A 16,479-nucleotide genomic window follows, 5' to 3' on the forward strand; every position below is an offset into this window, starting at 1 on the left:
AAACCTAAATTGTCAAATTAAGCTAGACAGAAAAAGCCATCTATGTTAGGCTCAGCATTTGTCTGAAAGAAACTAGCATAAATGAACTATATCGAACTCGTAATGATAGAGGCTTACTACAAAAAAGGTATAAAAGTTACAGATATCATGATAGCTCTTGGAAGATCAAAGCAGACCGTCTATTATGTTATCAACTTTCTCAAAGACGGACATTCTACCAACGACTATTATGAACACTATAAGGCCAATAAGAAACGCTGTGGTCGGAGGAAAATAAGTCTGTCGCAAGCAGAAAAAGACTTTATTCAAACTCATTTAGATCAAAGCTAGAGTCTTGATGTCATTAAAGGAACTTATCCAGATAGGATTTCTTGTTCTATGAGAACTCTCTATCGACTGGCTGACCGTGGTGTTTTCAAGAAGGAAGACCTCCCTTGGAAAGGAAAACGAAAACTAGAAACAGAATGGTAGATATGAACCGCACCCCAAAAGTTAGATTTTTCTCTCTAACTTTTGGGGTGCGGTTCAATCCAGTAGTAAGTCTTCAGTCTTATCCTCTACTTCCGATACATTTTAAATTGTAGGAAGAGGTCATTATAGAGACCGAGCATTTCCTTGCCCAGGTTGTCATAGACTTCCATCTCTTTCATGGTTTCCTCGGAAGGATAGAAAGCCTCGTCATTTTGAGTTTCTTCATCCAACATAGCCTTGGCTGCTGGAATCGGCGTTGAGTAGCCAACATATTCCGCATTGCGAAGGGCATTTTCAGGACGAAGCATGAAGCTCATAAAGGCATGGGCCCCGTCGATGTTCTTGGCTGTCTTTGGAATAACCATATTATCAAACCAGAGGTTAGAACCTTTTGACGGTACGACATAGTGCAGGTTTTCATTGCCATCCAGCATTTCACTGGCCTCACCTGAGAAACTGACAGCAATAGCCGCCGCATCCTGAATCATGTAACCCTTGATTTCATCAGCAACAATAGCTTTGACATTCGGAGTCAAATTATAGAGATGTTCAGCAGCTTGGGCAATTTCAGCCTTATCCTGCGAATTGAGACTATAGCCGAGAGATTGCAGACCAAAGCCCATGACCTCACGGACACCGTCAATCAGCATGATATTGTCACGATATTCCTCAGACCACAAATCCTCCCATTCCTGTGGCGGATTGTCAACCATGGTTTCATTGTAAACAATTCCCAGGGTTCCCCAGAAATAAGGAATGGAATAATCATTGTTCTCATCAAAGCTGAGCCCCATAAATTGCGGGTCGATATTTTCCAATCCATCAATTTTCGACTTATCCAACTTGATCAGCATATCTTCTTCAGCCATCTTAGAAATCATGTACTCAGACGGCACAGCCAAGTCATAGGTTGTCCCACCCTGCTGAATCTTTGTGTACATAGACTCGTTGGAATCAAAGGTCTGGTAATCAACCTGGATACCGGTTTCGGCGGTAAATTCGTCCAACAATTCTGGGTCGATATAATCACCCCAGTTATAGATGACCAATTTATCAGTGGTTCCTTGGGTAGAATCATCCTCTAGTTTGCTAGAAATTCCCCAAAGTACGAGAATGATAGCAAGAATACCAACAAAAAATGATGTCAATCGTTTCATTAGTTTGCCTCCTTCTCACGCGAAATAAAGTAATAACCTACGACAAGCACAATACTGAAGAGGAAGACCAGGGTGGACAGGGCATTGATTTCCAAAGAAATCCCCTGACGAGCCCGTGAGTAAATCTCAACAGACAGGTTTGAGTAGCCATTTCCTGTGACAAAGAAGGTCACGGCAAAATCATCCAGCGAGTAAGTAAAGGCCATGAAGTAGCCTGCAATAATAGCTGGAGTCAAATAAGGCAGCATGATTTCTCGGAGCATTTGCGGTTGCGTTGCCCCCAAGTCATAGGCTGCGGAAATCATATCAGCATTCATTTCTTTGAGTCGTGGCAAGACCATGAGGACCACAATCGGAATCGAAAAGGCAATGTGGCTGAGTAAGACAGAGACAAAGCCCAGCTGGAAACCAATCATGGTAAAGAGAATCAGGAAACTCGCACCAATCATAACGTCCGGTGCTACCATGAGGATATTGTTGACCGATAAAAGGGCATTCTGAAACTTCTGCTTGGACTGGTAGATATAAATGGCACCGAAGGTCCCGATAATTGTCGCAATGAGCGAGCTGAGGAAGGCTAAAAAGAAGGTTTGAGCCAAAATCAACATCAGGCGACTATCTCCCAGCATGGCTGAGAAATGCTCTAACGTAAAACCAGTAAAGCCATTCATATCCCCACCTTCATTGAAGGCATAGAAAATCAAATAGAAAATTGGCAGATACAAGACAAGGAAGGCAATGGTTAGATAAATCTTTGCAAATTTTTTCATTTATTTCTTCCTCTCTTTCGTTAGCCACATAATGGCCAGCATGGCAAGAATCAAGACGACACCAATGGTGGAGCCCATGCCCCAGTTCTGGGTTGTCAAGAAATGCTGCTCAATGGCTGTACCCAGCGTAATCACACGGTTACCACCGATAAGGCGGGTCAACATAAACAAGCTCAAACTTGGGATAAAGACCGCCTGCACACCTGAACGAACACCATTCATGGACAGAGGAAAAATAACTTTTGTAAAGGTCTGCCAAGGAGTTGCCCCCAAATCTCGACTAGCATTGATAAGATTAGGATCTAAATCATCCAAGGCATTGAAAATCGGCAAAATCATGAAAGGAATTTCAATATAGGCCGCAACAGTGATAAATGAAAAATCTGTAAAGAGAATTTGCTGGGCACCCAGGCCAATAAATTCCAAGAACTGATTGACCGAGCCATATTGACCAAAAATCCCGATAAAGGCATAGGCCTTTAGCAAGAGGTTGACCCAAGTCGGCAGGATAATCAACATGAGCCAGAGCTGCTTGTGCTTGAGCTTGGTCAAAAAATAGGCTGTTGGATAGGATACCAGCAAAGTAACCAAGGTAATCAAACCTGCGTAAAAAATGGAGTTAAAACTCATCCGCAAGTAAGTATTATTTGGCGAGTTAAAGTAGGTTTGGTAGTTGGCTAGGGTAAAGTTGCCATGAATATCAAAGAAAGACTTAAAGACAATCAGGGCAACAGGCGCCAGTACAAAGAGGAAAACCCATAAAGCATAGGGGATGGCAAAGAGCTTAGAGGTTTTCTTCATTGCGTTCCTCCTCAATGGCATTGATCAAGCCATCTTCCACTTCTTCGACTTCTACATATTCCTCGATACGGGCATCAAATTCTTCTTCCGTTTCGTTGAGACGCATGATATGGATGTCTTCTGGTTCAAAGTCCAGACCGATGACCTCACCGACAATAGCCTTGCGCGTCGAGTGAATCATCCACTCATTGCCCAAATCATCATAGGCGATGATTTCGTAATGAACCCCACGGAAGAGCTGGGTATCCACCTTAACCTGCAACTTGCCTTCTTCAGGCAGGGTAATCCGCAAATCTTCCGGGCGGATGACCACTTGTACATCTTCATTTGGACGCATACCACCGTCCACAGCCTCAAAACGCTTGCCGTTAAACTCAACCAGGTAGTCCTCAAGCATGCGACCAGGCAGAATATTGGACTCCCCGATAAAGGTCGCTACAAAATGGTTGATTGGCTCATCATAAATGTCAACTGGTGTCCCTGATTGAACAATTTCACCATCATTCATGACGAAAATCCAGTCAGACATAGCCAGCGCCTCTTCTTGGTCATGAGTAACAAAGACAAAGGTAATGCCCAGACGCTGCTGCAATTCACGCAATTCGTATTGCATCTCGGTCCGTAGTTTCAAGTCAAGAGCTGACAAAGGCTCATCTAGCAAGACAACGCGCGGTTGGTTGATGATTGCACGCGCAATGGCCACACGCTGACGTTGACCTCCAGACAATTTCTGGATGGCACGGTTCTCATAACCAGATAAACGAACCATCTGCAGAGCCTCTTTGACACGGCGATCAATTTCAGCCTTATCAACCTTGCGTAATTTTAGTGGAAAAGCCACATTTTCAAAGACGGTCATATGCGGGAAAAGGGCATATGATTGAAAGACAGTATGGACATCCCGCTTGTTGGTCGGAACATCATTGATCCGCTGTCCATCCAGATAAATGTCACCAGACGTCGCATCCAGGAGACCTGCGATAATATTCAAAATCGTTGATTTACCGGAACCAGAAGCACCAAGCAAAGTGTAAAACTTGCCTTCTTCCAGTTCAAAACTAATGTTTTTCAAGACAGTTGTTCCACTGTCCTCGAAGACCTTAGAAACGTCTTTAAATTCAATAATTGGCTTTTTCAATTCTCATAAATTCCTTCTTTAGGTAAACTAACAGATTCCAGGCTCTGTTGGGCCTATACCACCTCGTGGGCAAGAAAACAGCTCGTCATACTACCTGCTACGATAAGCCTCACCCCTCAACTGTACCGATGATTACAAACTATCACCGATAATCCGAACCTCTCTCTCCAAGGTTACTCCTGAAAATTCTTTGACTGTTTCAATGACATGAGCAATCAAGTTCTCATAATCCTGAGCTGACCCATCCGCTACATTGACCATAAAGCCTGCATGCTTTTCCGAAACTTCCACACCGCCAATACGATGCCCCATGAGACCGGCCTCCATGATGAGCTGGCCAGCAAACATTCCTGGTGGACGCTTAAAGACAGATCCACAAGAAGGGTACTCCAGTGGTTGCTTAAGCTCGCGCAAATGTGTCAATCGGTCCATTTCATATTTGATAACTGGATGATTACCAGGCTTCAAAGCAAATTTGGCAGATAGGACAATTGCCCCATTTTCCTGCAGGATGGATGACCGATAACCAAAGCGCAAATCACGATTATCCAAGGTTTCGACATAACCAGCAGGAGTTAAAATTTGTGCAGATACCAAGATATGGGCCACTTCACCACCATAAGCACCGGCATTCATATAAACAGCACCGCCGACACTACCAGGAATGCCGCAGGCAAATTCAAAGCCAGTCAAGGAATGAAAGAGGGCAACCTTGGTCGTCTCAATCAGGTTGGCACCTGCCTCAGCCTCAATCGTATAGCCAGAAACCGTCACTGAGTTGAGCTTATCCATCCTGATAACAAAGCCCCTGATGCCACCATCACGGACGATAATATTACTAGAATTTCCTAAAACCTGCCAGGGAATACCTTCACGATTGGCAAATTCTACGATGCGTACGATCTCATAGCGATTACGTGGAAAAGCCAGGTAGTCTACTGCACCCCCGACTTTTGTATACGTATATTCCTTTAAGGGCTCATCAAATCGAATATCGATTCCCTCAAGCTCCTGTCTAATCTTATCCTTCATTATCATTCTCATTTCAAAAATAGATATACGGTTCATATTATACCAAAAATTTAACTAGATTACGATTATTTTTGGACAATTGCATCAAAAACAAAAAATACAGTTCCCTCAAGAACCGTATTTTGTTTAGGATACCTTAATCCCGTCTTTATCTACCTGTAGGATATGCACACTGCCGTCCAATTCAAGCTTTTCTATGGCAATTTTAATGGCCTCTTCCTTATCCTTAGAGGCTAGTACCATAACGGTTGGACCTGCTCCAGAAAGGTAGGTTGCATAAGCACCTAACTCCTGAGCTGTTTGCTTGATAGGACAAAATTCCTTGACCAAGAGTTGGCGATGAGGCTCGTGGAACATATCTGATTGGATAAGTTGACCAGCTTTTTCCAAATCACCGGCCATAAGACTGGCAATAGCGACGTTGGCAATACTGCTTGCTGCTACGGCCTTCTTATAGCCCATCTGCGATGGCAGAACTCCACGGCTTTCACTGGTCCGCAGAGGATAGTTGGGAATAAAAGCGATAAAGCTGGCCTCTGGGAAGTCCGTCACAACAGCATGGACTTTCTTATTGACATAGCTGGCAATAACTAGATTTCCATAAATGGCTGGCGCTACATTATCAGGATGACCTTCTATCTTAGTTGCCAATTGCAACTTTTCTTCCTGGCTGAGGTTCAATTGCCCCAATAAATTGGCCAACTCAATCCCTGCTACAATGACAGAGCTGGACGAACCCAAGCCACGGGCCAAAGGAACATCGCTTGTCATTTTCAAGCGGTGAGGTGGCAGGTTTTTGGAAACTTTCAAAGCAGTCTTAATCAGCAGATTACTCTTATCAGATGGAACATGCTCTAGGTCATGCTCAATAAACCATTCATTCGCAGGCGCTAGAATTTCAATGGTCAGGTATTTTGAGAGGGCAACACCGACCGAGTCAAAACCTGGTCCTATATTGGCTGAAGTAGCTGGAACTGTAATTTTCATGCTTATTCTCCCAAGACCTTGAAGGTATTTAAGACAGTGAAGTCCTCAGCCTGGGCAAGCTTTTCAGTCACATTTTCTAGCTGGGTCCTGCTCATCTCATGGGTCACGATAACCAGATGAGCTGTCTCACCGTTTGCCTCCTTCTGCAGAATTTGCTTGAAGGAGATTTCTTCAGAGTTGAAAATTTCTGCTAAACGGAGCATTTTTCCGTTCTGGTCAGATGCTACGATAGAGAAATAATATTCGCTCATCACATCAGACGGAGCTGCCAACTGGAGCGGACGGCTGTACTCATTAAATGCTTTGCCAATCGTACCGTCTTTCAGGCGACGAACAATGCGAATCAGGTCGGCAGTCACGCTAGTAGCTGTTGGTTTTTGTCCAGCACCTGGTCCGTAGTACATAGACTGGCCGATACCAATGGACTCGACAAAGACCGCATTCATAACGCCATTGACACTAGCAAGCGGGTGATTTTTTGGCAGGAAGGTTGGTGACACTTCTGCTGCAATTCCCGAAGCTGTTTCACGAATATCCCCTACCAACTTGATGACATAGCCAAGATCTTGTGCTACTGCTACATCTTCAGGTGTGATATTGGAGATTCCCTTGTGGGCAACGTGGTCAAAATCAACAGTCATACCAAAGGCAAATTGGCTGAGGATAACGGCCTTATAGGCTGCATCAATTCCTTCAACGTCGTTGGTCGGATCTGACTCTGCGTAACCTAGTTCCTGGGCTGTCTGCAGGGCTGTTTCATAAGTCCATCCTTCGTCTAGCATCTTGGTCAGCATGAAGTTAGATGTCCCATTCAAGACACCCAAAACACGGGTAATATTATCCGCAGCAAGAGAATTGACTAAGGTACGCAAGACTGGAATACCGCCTGCAACCGCTGCTTCGTAGTAAAGGGCCAGTCCTTTTTCCTGAGCCAGAGTACGCAATTCACTGCCATGCACAGCCAACAGGTCTTTGTTAGCTGTCACGATATGCTTGCCTGCCTCCAAAGCGCGTGTGATGAAAGTTTTTGCTGGCTCGATACGTCCCATAAGCTCAACGACAATAGCAATGTCGTCATCTGCCAAAATCTCGTCAATGTTGGTCACGAAATCATAGTCATGGCCTGCAGCCAATAAACGCTCTTTTTCCGCATCGTCCTTTACAAGAACCTTTGAAATCTCTATGCTGTCTTGGGCTGCCAATTCAATCTTTTCCTTATTTTCTGTCAGAAGGAATGGCACACCACTCGCTACCGTACCAAACCCCAATAATCCAATCTTAACTACCATATTATCTCCTTAAAACTATTTTTCCTATTATACCAAATATTCTGACTATTTGGCAAAAATTTTGGTATAATTAAAGTAGTAAGAAGAATTACATATATTGAGGTAGTGAATATGGCGAAGAGGAAGCATGGGCGGCACAAGCATCAAAAAGTGAAAAGATTTCCAGTAATATTTACTCTGCTGAGTGTTCTGCTGATTGGAACCCTTGTTTTTTGCCTCGTCTACTTCTATCAAGACCCAGGATCCAGAACAGACTTGGTCCAGCAAACTCCAGAAACCCCTAAAGAAGAGATTGATACGACTCCTTCACAGAAAACTGGTCCTGAAGAAGTAACTTGGGTTAAGCAAAAAAGTCCGGTCCGTCTGCCCATTCTGATGTACCATGCTATCCATGTCATGGCTCCTGAAGAGACTGCCAACGCCAATTTAATTGTGGATCCTTCTACGTTTGAAAGTCATCTCAAGGCCCTCCAGGAAGCTGGCTATTACACCCTTTCACCTGAAGAAGCTCTGCGGGTTCTAAGGGACAATGTAGTTCCTGACGGCAAAAAAGTCGTCTGGCTAACTTTCGATGATAGTCTCTGGGATTTCCATAGCCATGCCTATCCTTTACTTAAGCAGTACCAGATGAAGGCTACCAACTTTGTTATCACTGGTTTTACGGAAAATGGCACAGCGGGCTACCTGACTGTCGATCAGATGCAGGAGATGAAAGAGCACGATATGTCTTTCCAAGGTCATACGGTCAATCATCCCGACCTGGCACAAAGCAGCCTTGAAAGCCAATCCATTGAGCTATCCTACTCCAAACAATTCCTAAACCAGCAACTTAGTCAGGAAACCATTGCTCTTGCCTATCCTGCTGGTCGCTATTCAGCCGATACCCTGGCTGTGGCAGAAAATACCGGCTACCAATTGGGATTGACCACCAACCATGACCTGGCAACTGTTGATAACGGAATGCTTAGTTTAAATCGTCTGAGGGTATTGCCAACGACCACTGCCGACATCTTGCTAGAGATGATTCAAGCCGACTGACATAGAGATACAAGAAAAGATGACCTCATACGAAATCATCTTTTTCTTTTTATATTCCCTTGGACTGCAGCAGCTGCGCATCAAAGTCTGTTGCTGGGCGCCAACCCTTGGCTAATAAGTCTCTGATATGGAGTTTATTGTAGAATGCCGCCATGACAATATTGACGATAAAGACAAGATAGCCCTTTTCTATTGAGTAGGCGTAGTTACCAAGAGCTGCATTGGCCAATAGCATAATAGCCGCCCATTTCCAATCCCGTCTAAAGACAGCAACCCACATGGTAAAAAACAGGGTCGTCCAAGAAAAACCAAGGGGAGCCTGTTTAAATTGTCCCCGATGATTGGTCAGATTTACTTTCATTTCTATCTCCTCTTCTAATGGATAACCCTATTATACACTAAATAGCCTGGGTCATGAAACTTCTGCTTTCCAAGACTTTGACCATAGCCGCAGCTGTATCAATGGCTGTAAAGAGTGGGATACCACCTTCAATTGCTGAGCTACGAATGATTTGACCATCCGAGTCTGCCACACGCTTTTTACCAACTGTATTGACAATGGCTTGAATTTTTCCAGCTCGAACCAGACTTGGAATATCGAAACCACCTGCATCACCAACTTTATTGACCAAGGTAACAGGAAGTTGGTGGTCCGTCAGATAGGCTGCCGTTCCGCTAGTCGCAAAAATACCATAGCCCAAATCGTGGAAACGACGCGCCAGCTCCAAGGTTTCTTCCTTATCTTCATCCGCAATGGTAAAGACGACATTGCCAAATTCTTCCAAGTGCTGGTAGCTAGCTTCAAATGCCTTGTAAAGTGCTTTTTCAAGCGTCACATCTGAACCCATAATTTCGCCCGTTGACTTCATTTCAGGTCCCAAAAGACTGTCAACCTTCGCCAATTTTGTGAATGAGAAGACTGGAGCTTTGACGTGGACCTGCTTGCTTTCTGGATAGAGACCGTCTGCATAGCCAAGTTCTGCCAAGGATTGACCCAAAATCAATTTGGTCGCGACTTGAGCCATCGGAATGTTTGTCACTTTTGATAGGAAGGGAACGGTTCGGCTGGCACGTGGATTGACCTCAATGACATAGACCTTTTCGTCCTTGATAACAAACTGAATGTTCATCATACCGATACAGTTGAGACCAATAGCCAATCTCTTGGTGTAATCAGCAATGGTTGCTTGTACCGCTGGCGACAGGGTTTGCGGTGGGTAAACTGCCATCGAGTCACCCGAATGGACACCTGCCCGCTCAATGTGTTCCATAATTCCCGGAATGAGAACATCCTTGCCATCAGAAATCGCATCTACTTCACACTCTTGACCAACGATATAACTGTCAACGAGAACAGGGTGCTCAGGACTAGCCTTGACCGCCGTCCGCATGTAGGAACGTAGGTCATTTTCATTTTCAACAATCTCCATGGCACGCCCACCCAAGACATAAGATGGACGGACAAGGACTGGAAAACCAATTTTGCGGGCCGCCTCAAGAGCCTCTTCTTCATTGGTTGCGGTTTGACCTGGTGGCTGCGGGATGTCCAAGTCTTTCAAAGCTTTTTCAAACAAATCGCGGTCCTCAGCCAGGTCTAAATCTGCTACCTGAGTTCCCAATATCGGAATACCAGCCTTGGCAAGAGGTTCAGCCAAGTTAATGGCTGTCTGCCCACCGAATTGCACAATGACACCTTTGGGCTGCTCCAAATCAATCACATTGATTACATCTTCCAAGGTCAAAGGTTCAAAATAGAGCTTGTCCGAAACCGAGAAATCTGTCGAAACAGTTTCAGGGTTGGAGTTCATGATAATAGCCTCGTAACCTGCTGCCTGAATGGCTTTGACAGAGTGAACCGTCGCATAGTCAAATTCAACCCCTTGACCGATGCGGATTGGCCCAGAACCTAACACAAGGACCGATTCCTTGTCTGATTTGATGGATTCATTTTCCCAAGCATAGGTTGAATAGAAATAAGGCGTCGCGCTCTCAAATTCTGCTGCACAGGTATCCACCATTTTGTAAACTGGGACAATGCCATTTTCAGTCCGGAGCTGGCGAATGTAGCATTCTGTCCGCCCCCACAGCTCTGCTATTTTACGATCTGCAAAGCCGTATTTTTTCGCTTTTTTGAGGACATCTAGGTTATCAAAATGAGTCGCCAATTCCTGCTCAAGCTCTATAATATGCAACAACTTATCAAGGAAGAACAGGTCGATCTTGGTTAATTGGGCTAGTTCCTCAATCGTATAGCCACGACGAATGGCCTCAGAAAGGTAAAAGAGTCGGTCGTCCTGCGCTTTGACAATCTTTTCCACTAAGTGATCGTCTGTCACTTGGCTGAGTTCTGTCATTTCATTGTGATAAACACCGATTTCCAAGGAACGGCAGGCTTTCAAAAGGCTTTCTTCAATGTTCCGTCCGATGGCCATGACTTCCCCTGTCGCCTTCATCTGTGTTCCCAGACGGCGCTCCCCTTTTTCAAATTTATCAAATGGGAAACGGGGGATTTTAGCAACTACGTAGTCCAAAGCAGGCTCAAACATGGCATAGGTTGTCCCAGTTACTGGGTTAATCATTTCATCCAGGGTCAAACCAACCGCAATTTTTGCCGCTAATTTGGCAATAGGATAGCCAGTTGCTTTTGAAGCCAAGGCTGACGAGCGTGACACGCGCGGATTAACTTCGATGACATAGTATTTGAAACTATGGGGATCCAAGGCCAACTGGACATTACAGCCACCTTCGATTTTCAAGGCGCGAATAATGCTGAGGCTGGCATCGCGGAGCATCTGGTTTTCAATGTCTGACAGGGTTTGAGTCGGCGCAAATACGATAGAATCTCCTGTATGAATTCCCACAGGGTCAAAGTTTTCCATGTTACATACGACCAAGGCATTGTCTGCCGCATCGCGCATCACTTCGTACTCGATTTCCTTGAAACCTGCAATTGAGCGCTCAATCAAACATTGAGTTACTGGCGACAATTTCAAGCCATTTCCTGCGATTTCGCGGAGTTCTTCCTCGTTGGCACACATACCGCCACCTGTACCGCCCAGCGTGAAGGCCGGACGCACAATGACAGGGTAGCCGATAGAATTGGCAAAGTTCAGCGCCTCATCAACGGTCGTCACAATTTCAGACTCAGGAATGGGCTGATTGAGATCCTCCATCAATTGTTTGAACAAATCGCGGTCCTCAGCTTGGTCAATGGCCGACAGTTTTGTTCCCAAGAGCTCAACACCCAGCTCTTCCAAAATTCCAGCCTTGGACAATTCCATAGCCATGTTGAGACCCGTTTGTCCACCAAGGGTTGGCAAGAGAGCATCAGGACGCTCTTTTCGCAAAATACGACTGACAAATTCCAGCGTAATCGGCTCGATATACACCTTATCCGCAATTTCCTTGTCGGTCATAATTGTTGCGGGGTTGGAATTGACCAGTACAACGCTGTAGCCTTCTTCTTTCAAGGCCAAACACGCCTGCGTCCCCGCATAATCAAACTCCGCAGCCTGACCAATAATAATCGGACCAGATCCAATCACCATAATTTTTTTAATATCGTTTCTTTTTGGCATAATGTATGATACAAAGCCCGTTAAGAGGACAAAGCGAAAATAGGAAACGCGCCGCTGATGCTTCAAGCAGCCAAACGACATTTATCTTTTTCACACAGTCCTTAGAGCATGTTCGAATTTTAAAATCAAATCATACTCGAACCTGTATCTTCTCCTTTCTATTTGTCAACTCACAGGTTGACATTAAATAAGATCAGTCCGACGTTAGGAAAGTCAATTCGATACTAATTGGCTTTCCTAACTAGTGCAAGGGATAGCCTGACCTCCATAGAGGCAGGCGTAGGGAAATGAGTTGCGTGCAACCATTGACCTGTCCCTTGCCTTTCTATTTTCTATCTCTCTGGATAGAATTAAATAACTTTCTGACGCTTAGCAACCATTCAACTAGCGTTCTTGCTTAAATGAATCCATCAAGTCCATAAATTCGTCAAATAAATAGCTGGCATCATGCGGACCGGGTGCTGCATCAGGGTGGAATTGCACTGAAAATCCGGGAAGGTATTTGTGACGGACGCCTTCGACAGACTTGTCGTTGATTTCCTCGTGGGTAATCATCAAGCAATCCGGCAGTTCCTCGCGTGACACTGCATAACCGTGGTTTTGACTGGTAAAATCAACACGTCCTGTCGCAATTTCGCGCACGGCATGGTTAAATCCACGGTGACCGAATTTCATCTTGTAGGTCTGGGCACCATTTGCCTTCGCATACAATTGATGGCCCATACAAATACCGAAAATCGGAATCTTCCCTTGAATACCACGAATCATATCAAGCGCCTCTGGAACATCATCTGGGTTCCCCGGTCCATTGGACAACATAACACCGTCTGGAGCCAGAGCCAAAATTTCCTCTGCGGTCGTGTCATAAGGAACGACAGTTACATTGCAATCACGCTTGGCCAATTCACGTAAAATCGAATGCTTGAGACCAAAATCGATCAGTACAACGCTCCGACCGACACCCGGAGCAGGATAGGCTGTCTTGGTAGACACCTGCTCAATATTATTGGTCGGCAAGACTGTCGCCCGTAGCTGATCGGTCAAATGTTCAACACTATCTCCAACATTAGCCAAGGTCGCCTTCATCGTCCCGTGCTGACGAATAATCTTGGTTAAAGCTCGCGTATCAATCCCTGAAATACCGGGAATTTTTTTAGCTTTCAAAAATTCATCCAAGGTCAATTGGTTGCGCCAATTACTAGCACGACGGGCCCACTCACTGACCACCACACCCTTACAAGTTGGCGTGATAGATTCGTAATCATCGCGATTGATGCCATAATTTCCTACCAAAGGATAAGTAAAAGTCAAAATCTGACCGTTATAAGATTGGTCGGTAATGGACTCCTGATAGCCTGTCATTCCAGTAGAAAAAACCAGCTCTCCAGTCACATCAATATCCGCTCCGAAGGCCTCGCCCTCGAAAATTGTTCCGTCTTCTAAAATTAATCTTCTTTTCGTCATATCTACCTCGTTGATTCTCTCAGGAATCCTTTAACGTTTTGAAATTGTATTCACAAAGGGGGCAGAAAACTAGCCTTAGTTAAATGTGCCGAGCTGTGAATACAGGTTCTATACCTTACCATTTACAATCGCCTCCAAAATCGCCATTCGGACAAAGACGCCGTTTTGCATCTGACGAACAATCCGTGATTTGGGAGCCTCTACCAGCTGGTCATCAATTTCAACATCACGATTGACAGGCGCAGGGTGCATAACAATCGCCTGTTCCTTCAAGCGCTTGTACCGTTCCCCCGTCAATCCATGCAGACGATTATAGGTTTCTTTTGAAAAACTTTCTGATCCATCGTGGCGCTCATGTTGGACACGCAGAAGCATCAAGACATCCACTTCCTCGACAATATCATCAATCGCGACATGTTGACCGTAGACATCAAATTCCGCCGAATACCACTCTTCTGGGCCAGTAAAGTAAATATCTGCCCCCAGTCGCTTGAGGATTTGCATGTTGGACTTGGCAACCCGCGAGTGAGTAATATCGCCTGCAATGGCAATTTTCAGATTTTCAAAGGTACCAAATTCTTCATAAATGGTCATCAAATCCAGCAAGGACTGGCTTGGGTGTTGCCCAGAACCGTCCCCACCATTGACAATGGAGGTCTGGATGCTCGGACTATCAATCAATTGTTTGTAGTAATCAACCTCGGAATGGCGGATGACACAAATATCAACGCCCAAGGCTGACATGGTTAAAATGGTATCGTACAAGGTCTCGCCCTTGTTGACCGAGCTGGTTCGAGCATCAAAGTCAATCATGCCCATATCCAAGCGCAGCTCCGCCATTTCAAATGACTTATGCGTTCGCGTCGAATCTTCAAAGAAGAGATTGGAGGCATAATACTTCCGACTTAAGGTAACGGGCTCGCCTTTCTTGAAAGCCAGTCCGCGTTGAATGAGACCCAATACTTCTTCATTCGAAAGCGTTTCCATTGTTACCAAATGTTTGAGAGAAACCTTACCATCTACAATTGTCATGATACTACCTGCCTTTTTGTGCCTGACCTATTCTGCCTCTACTAATAAAACTGCGTCATGACCGTCAATTTCAGTCATGTGAACGATAATTTCCTCAGCCCGACTGGTCGGGATATTTTTCCCAACATAGTCCGCACGAATTGGCAATTCCCGGTGGCCACGATCGACCAAGACAGCTAAACTAACACGAGCAGGTCTGCCCAACGATACGAGATTGTCAATGGCGGCACGAATGGTGCGTCCAGTGTAGAGAACGTCATCCACCAAAATCACATCACGGTCATTGACATCGGCGGTGATGCTGGTGGTATCCTCTTCTACTTTCACATCGTCGCGGAAGGGCTTGGTATCCAATTCTCCCAGAGGAACATCAATTCCTTCCAACTGTTTCAGACGTTCTTGAATCCGTCGGGCAATGAAAACACCTCGCGTCTTGATACCAGCCAAGACGATATTGTCCAAATTCTTATTGCGCTCGATAATCTCATAGGTGATACGGGTAATTGCCCGTTTCATGGTCATATCGTCTACGATTTCTTTGGTTTTCATTCTAAACCTCCATAAATATGATACAAAAAAACTCTCCCTTTCAGGAGAGTTCAGAAAATACAGGACCAGTGCATGAAAAACTCCAACAGAATTTCCCATCTTGTCTGTCCACATTTGCTCAATGCTCTCCTTGCCTGTCTCTCTGGACAGCTCTTAAAGGATTTCTAGCATCAGTATAGCACACTTTACCTACGGCGACAAATTCTTACTGTAAAAAATTTAATAATCTTCGTATTTTGCTTAGAATGGTGCTGATTTAGCCAAAAAAGACTGTGGTTTTAGGGATTTTACACCCGCCAAAACATAACCAAAGAGCAGATAGGTCACAAAGATAATGGCGCAGTAGGTCAAAACGTAGTTCCAGCCATACTTGGGAACATTGAGAAAGAAATAGGCAAATGGACTATCTTTGGCGTCAGGAATAGGAATCTTGAGGAAAAATCCATTGACCAAGCCAAAAGCCATGTAGGCAAGTGGCAGACTGGTCCACCAAACGGGGTCCAACCACTTGTACTGTCGCAGCCGATCGACAATGAGCGTATCCAGCAAGAAATAAATGGGAACGATATAGTGGCAGAGAAGATTTTCCACGCGCCAAAAATGCTCAGCCAGCGGTGCCAACATGATATGATAGACCACACAGGTTATCATGATGGACATAGTCACACCAGCCTTGATTCGCAGAAAGTTCTGGTCTTGCAAATTTTGGCCCTTGTTCATGGCATAGACCATATAAACAGCAAAAACCGCCACCAAAAGATTGGACAAAACCGTATAATACATGAGCATACCAATGCCGTACTTGGCAATTTCCAAACCAGTCCCTGTAATGGCTAAAATCGCCAGCAAACAACGACTGTAAAATACTTTGATGCTTCATAGTTTCCTTTCTTATGTTAAAACCTTTTTCAGACTTTCCTGAGGTGTTGGCGGACGGTAGTAAACTTTCTTGTTTCTAGGTTTACTCCTCAAACAGTCCCCCAGACTGTTTGAGCTACCTACGGAATTCCATACCTAGTATTTGAGACATTTGTCGCTTTTTTATTTCCAAGCAACAACCTACAAAGGTCTGGGAGACCTTTGTAGCCCGAAATACTCCGAATGCCTGAAACGATAACGTTTCAGGCATTTTCATCATAGCGGAAAGTCGTGGTTTGGGCTCGCTCCGCTCGC

General features: G+C 44.9%; 15 protein-coding genes. 2 read left to right on the top strand and 13 right to left on the bottom strand.

Annotated elements, in window-relative coordinates; genetic code table 11:
* The first annotated feature begins 81 nt into the window (after positions 1-81).
* Positions 82-330: a hypothetical protein gene (locus ACHBGV_RS02210; RefSeq protein WP_394735564.1), complete on the top strand. Its 249-nt coding sequence runs from the start codon at positions 82-84 to the stop codon at positions 328-330.
* Between the two features lie 227 nt (positions 331-557).
* Here ACHBGV_RS02210 and ACHBGV_RS02215 read toward each other — a convergent pair whose 3' ends face one another.
* The 7 genes from ACHBGV_RS02215 to ACHBGV_RS02245 form a co-directional block, all read right to left on the bottom strand.
* Positions 558-1,628: an ABC transporter substrate-binding protein gene (locus tag ACHBGV_RS02215; RefSeq protein ID WP_394735565.1), complete on the bottom strand. Its 1,071-nt coding sequence runs from the start codon at positions 1,626-1,628 to the stop codon at positions 558-560.
* Positions 1,628-2,398, bottom strand: a complete 771-nt coding sequence (locus ACHBGV_RS02220) for an ABC transporter permease (RefSeq protein ID WP_105110146.1) — start codon at positions 2,396-2,398, stop codon at positions 1,628-1,630. The genes ACHBGV_RS02215 and ACHBGV_RS02220 overlap by 1 nt, the downstream gene beginning before the upstream one ends.
* Complete coding sequence (locus ACHBGV_RS02225) at positions 2,399-3,199, bottom strand: ABC transporter permease (protein WP_105110145.1); 801 nt, start codon at positions 3,197-3,199, stop codon at positions 2,399-2,401.
* The gene (locus ACHBGV_RS02230; RefSeq protein ID WP_257117670.1) at positions 3,183-4,337 is read right to left on the bottom strand and encodes an ABC transporter ATP-binding protein; all 1,155 of its coding nucleotides are present in this window, start codon (positions 4,335-4,337) and stop codon (positions 3,183-3,185) included. Before ACHBGV_RS02230 ends, ACHBGV_RS02225 begins: the two co-directional genes overlap by 17 nt.
* Positions 4,338-4,469: 132 nt before the next feature.
* Positions 4,470-5,369, bottom strand: a complete 900-nt coding sequence (gene murB / locus ACHBGV_RS02235; protein ID WP_105110143.1) for a UDP-N-acetylmuramate dehydrogenase — start codon at positions 5,367-5,369, stop codon at positions 4,470-4,472.
* Positions 5,370-5,495: 126 nt separating this feature from the next.
* The gene (gene thrB, locus ACHBGV_RS02240) at positions 5,496-6,356 is read right to left on the bottom strand and encodes a homoserine kinase (RefSeq protein WP_105160894.1); all 861 of its coding nucleotides are present in this window, start codon (positions 6,354-6,356) and stop codon (positions 5,496-5,498) included.
* Between the two features lie 2 nt (positions 6,357-6,358).
* Positions 6,359-7,645, bottom strand: coding sequence for a homoserine dehydrogenase (locus ACHBGV_RS02245; RefSeq protein ID WP_394735566.1), 1,287 nt, complete (start codon positions 7,643-7,645; stop codon positions 6,359-6,361).
* Between the two features lie 111 nt (positions 7,646-7,756).
* On the opposite strand from ACHBGV_RS02245, the gene ACHBGV_RS02250 reads away from it, so the two are divergent.
* Entirely contained in the window at positions 7,757-8,683 is a 927-nt protein-coding gene (locus tag ACHBGV_RS02250) for a polysaccharide deacetylase family protein (protein ID WP_394735567.1), read from the top strand.
* Positions 8,684-8,732: 49 nt separating this feature from the next.
* Here ACHBGV_RS02250 and ACHBGV_RS02255 read toward each other — a convergent pair whose 3' ends face one another.
* The 6 genes from ACHBGV_RS02255 to ACHBGV_RS02280 all read right to left on the bottom strand — a co-directional run bounded on the left by ACHBGV_RS02255 (position 8,733) and on the right by ACHBGV_RS02280 (position 16,155).
* Positions 8,733-9,044 carry a hypothetical protein gene (locus tag ACHBGV_RS02255; protein ID WP_105110139.1) on the bottom strand — a complete coding sequence of 104 codons (312 nt, stop codon included), beginning with the start codon at positions 9,042-9,044 and terminating at the stop codon, positions 8,733-8,735.
* Between the two features lie 37 nt (positions 9,045-9,081).
* The gene (gene carB, locus ACHBGV_RS02260) at positions 9,082-12,261 is read right to left on the bottom strand and encodes a carbamoyl-phosphate synthase large subunit (RefSeq protein ID WP_394735568.1); all 3,180 of its coding nucleotides are present in this window, start codon (positions 12,259-12,261) and stop codon (positions 9,082-9,084) included.
* A gap of 384 nt (positions 12,262-12,645) precedes the next feature.
* Complete coding sequence (locus ACHBGV_RS02265) at positions 12,646-13,725, bottom strand: carbamoyl phosphate synthase small subunit (RefSeq protein ID WP_172021480.1); 1,080 nt, start codon at positions 13,723-13,725, stop codon at positions 12,646-12,648.
* A 108-nt stretch (positions 13,726-13,833) separates the two neighbouring features.
* Positions 13,834-14,757: an aspartate carbamoyltransferase catalytic subunit gene (locus ACHBGV_RS02270; protein ID WP_170243073.1), complete on the bottom strand. Its 924-nt coding sequence runs from the start codon at positions 14,755-14,757 to the stop codon at positions 13,834-13,836.
* A 27-nt stretch (positions 14,758-14,784) separates the two neighbouring features.
* The gene (pyrR, locus tag ACHBGV_RS02275) at positions 14,785-15,306 is read right to left on the bottom strand and encodes a bifunctional pyr operon transcriptional regulator/uracil phosphoribosyltransferase PyrR (protein ID WP_105110136.1); all 522 of its coding nucleotides are present in this window, start codon (positions 15,304-15,306) and stop codon (positions 14,785-14,787) included.
* Positions 15,307-15,546: 240 nt separating this feature from the next.
* Positions 15,547-16,155 (bottom strand): Pr6Pr family membrane protein, encoded by a 609-nt coding sequence (locus ACHBGV_RS02280; RefSeq protein ID WP_394735569.1) that lies wholly within the window; start codon positions 16,153-16,155, stop codon positions 15,547-15,549.
* Positions 16,156-16,479: the final 324 nt, after the last annotated feature.

The organism is Streptococcus sp. A34, assembly GCF_043674115.1.
In the GTDB taxonomy this organism is placed as follows: Bacteria; Bacillota; Bacilli; order Lactobacillales; family Streptococcaceae; genus Streptococcus; species Streptococcus suis_V.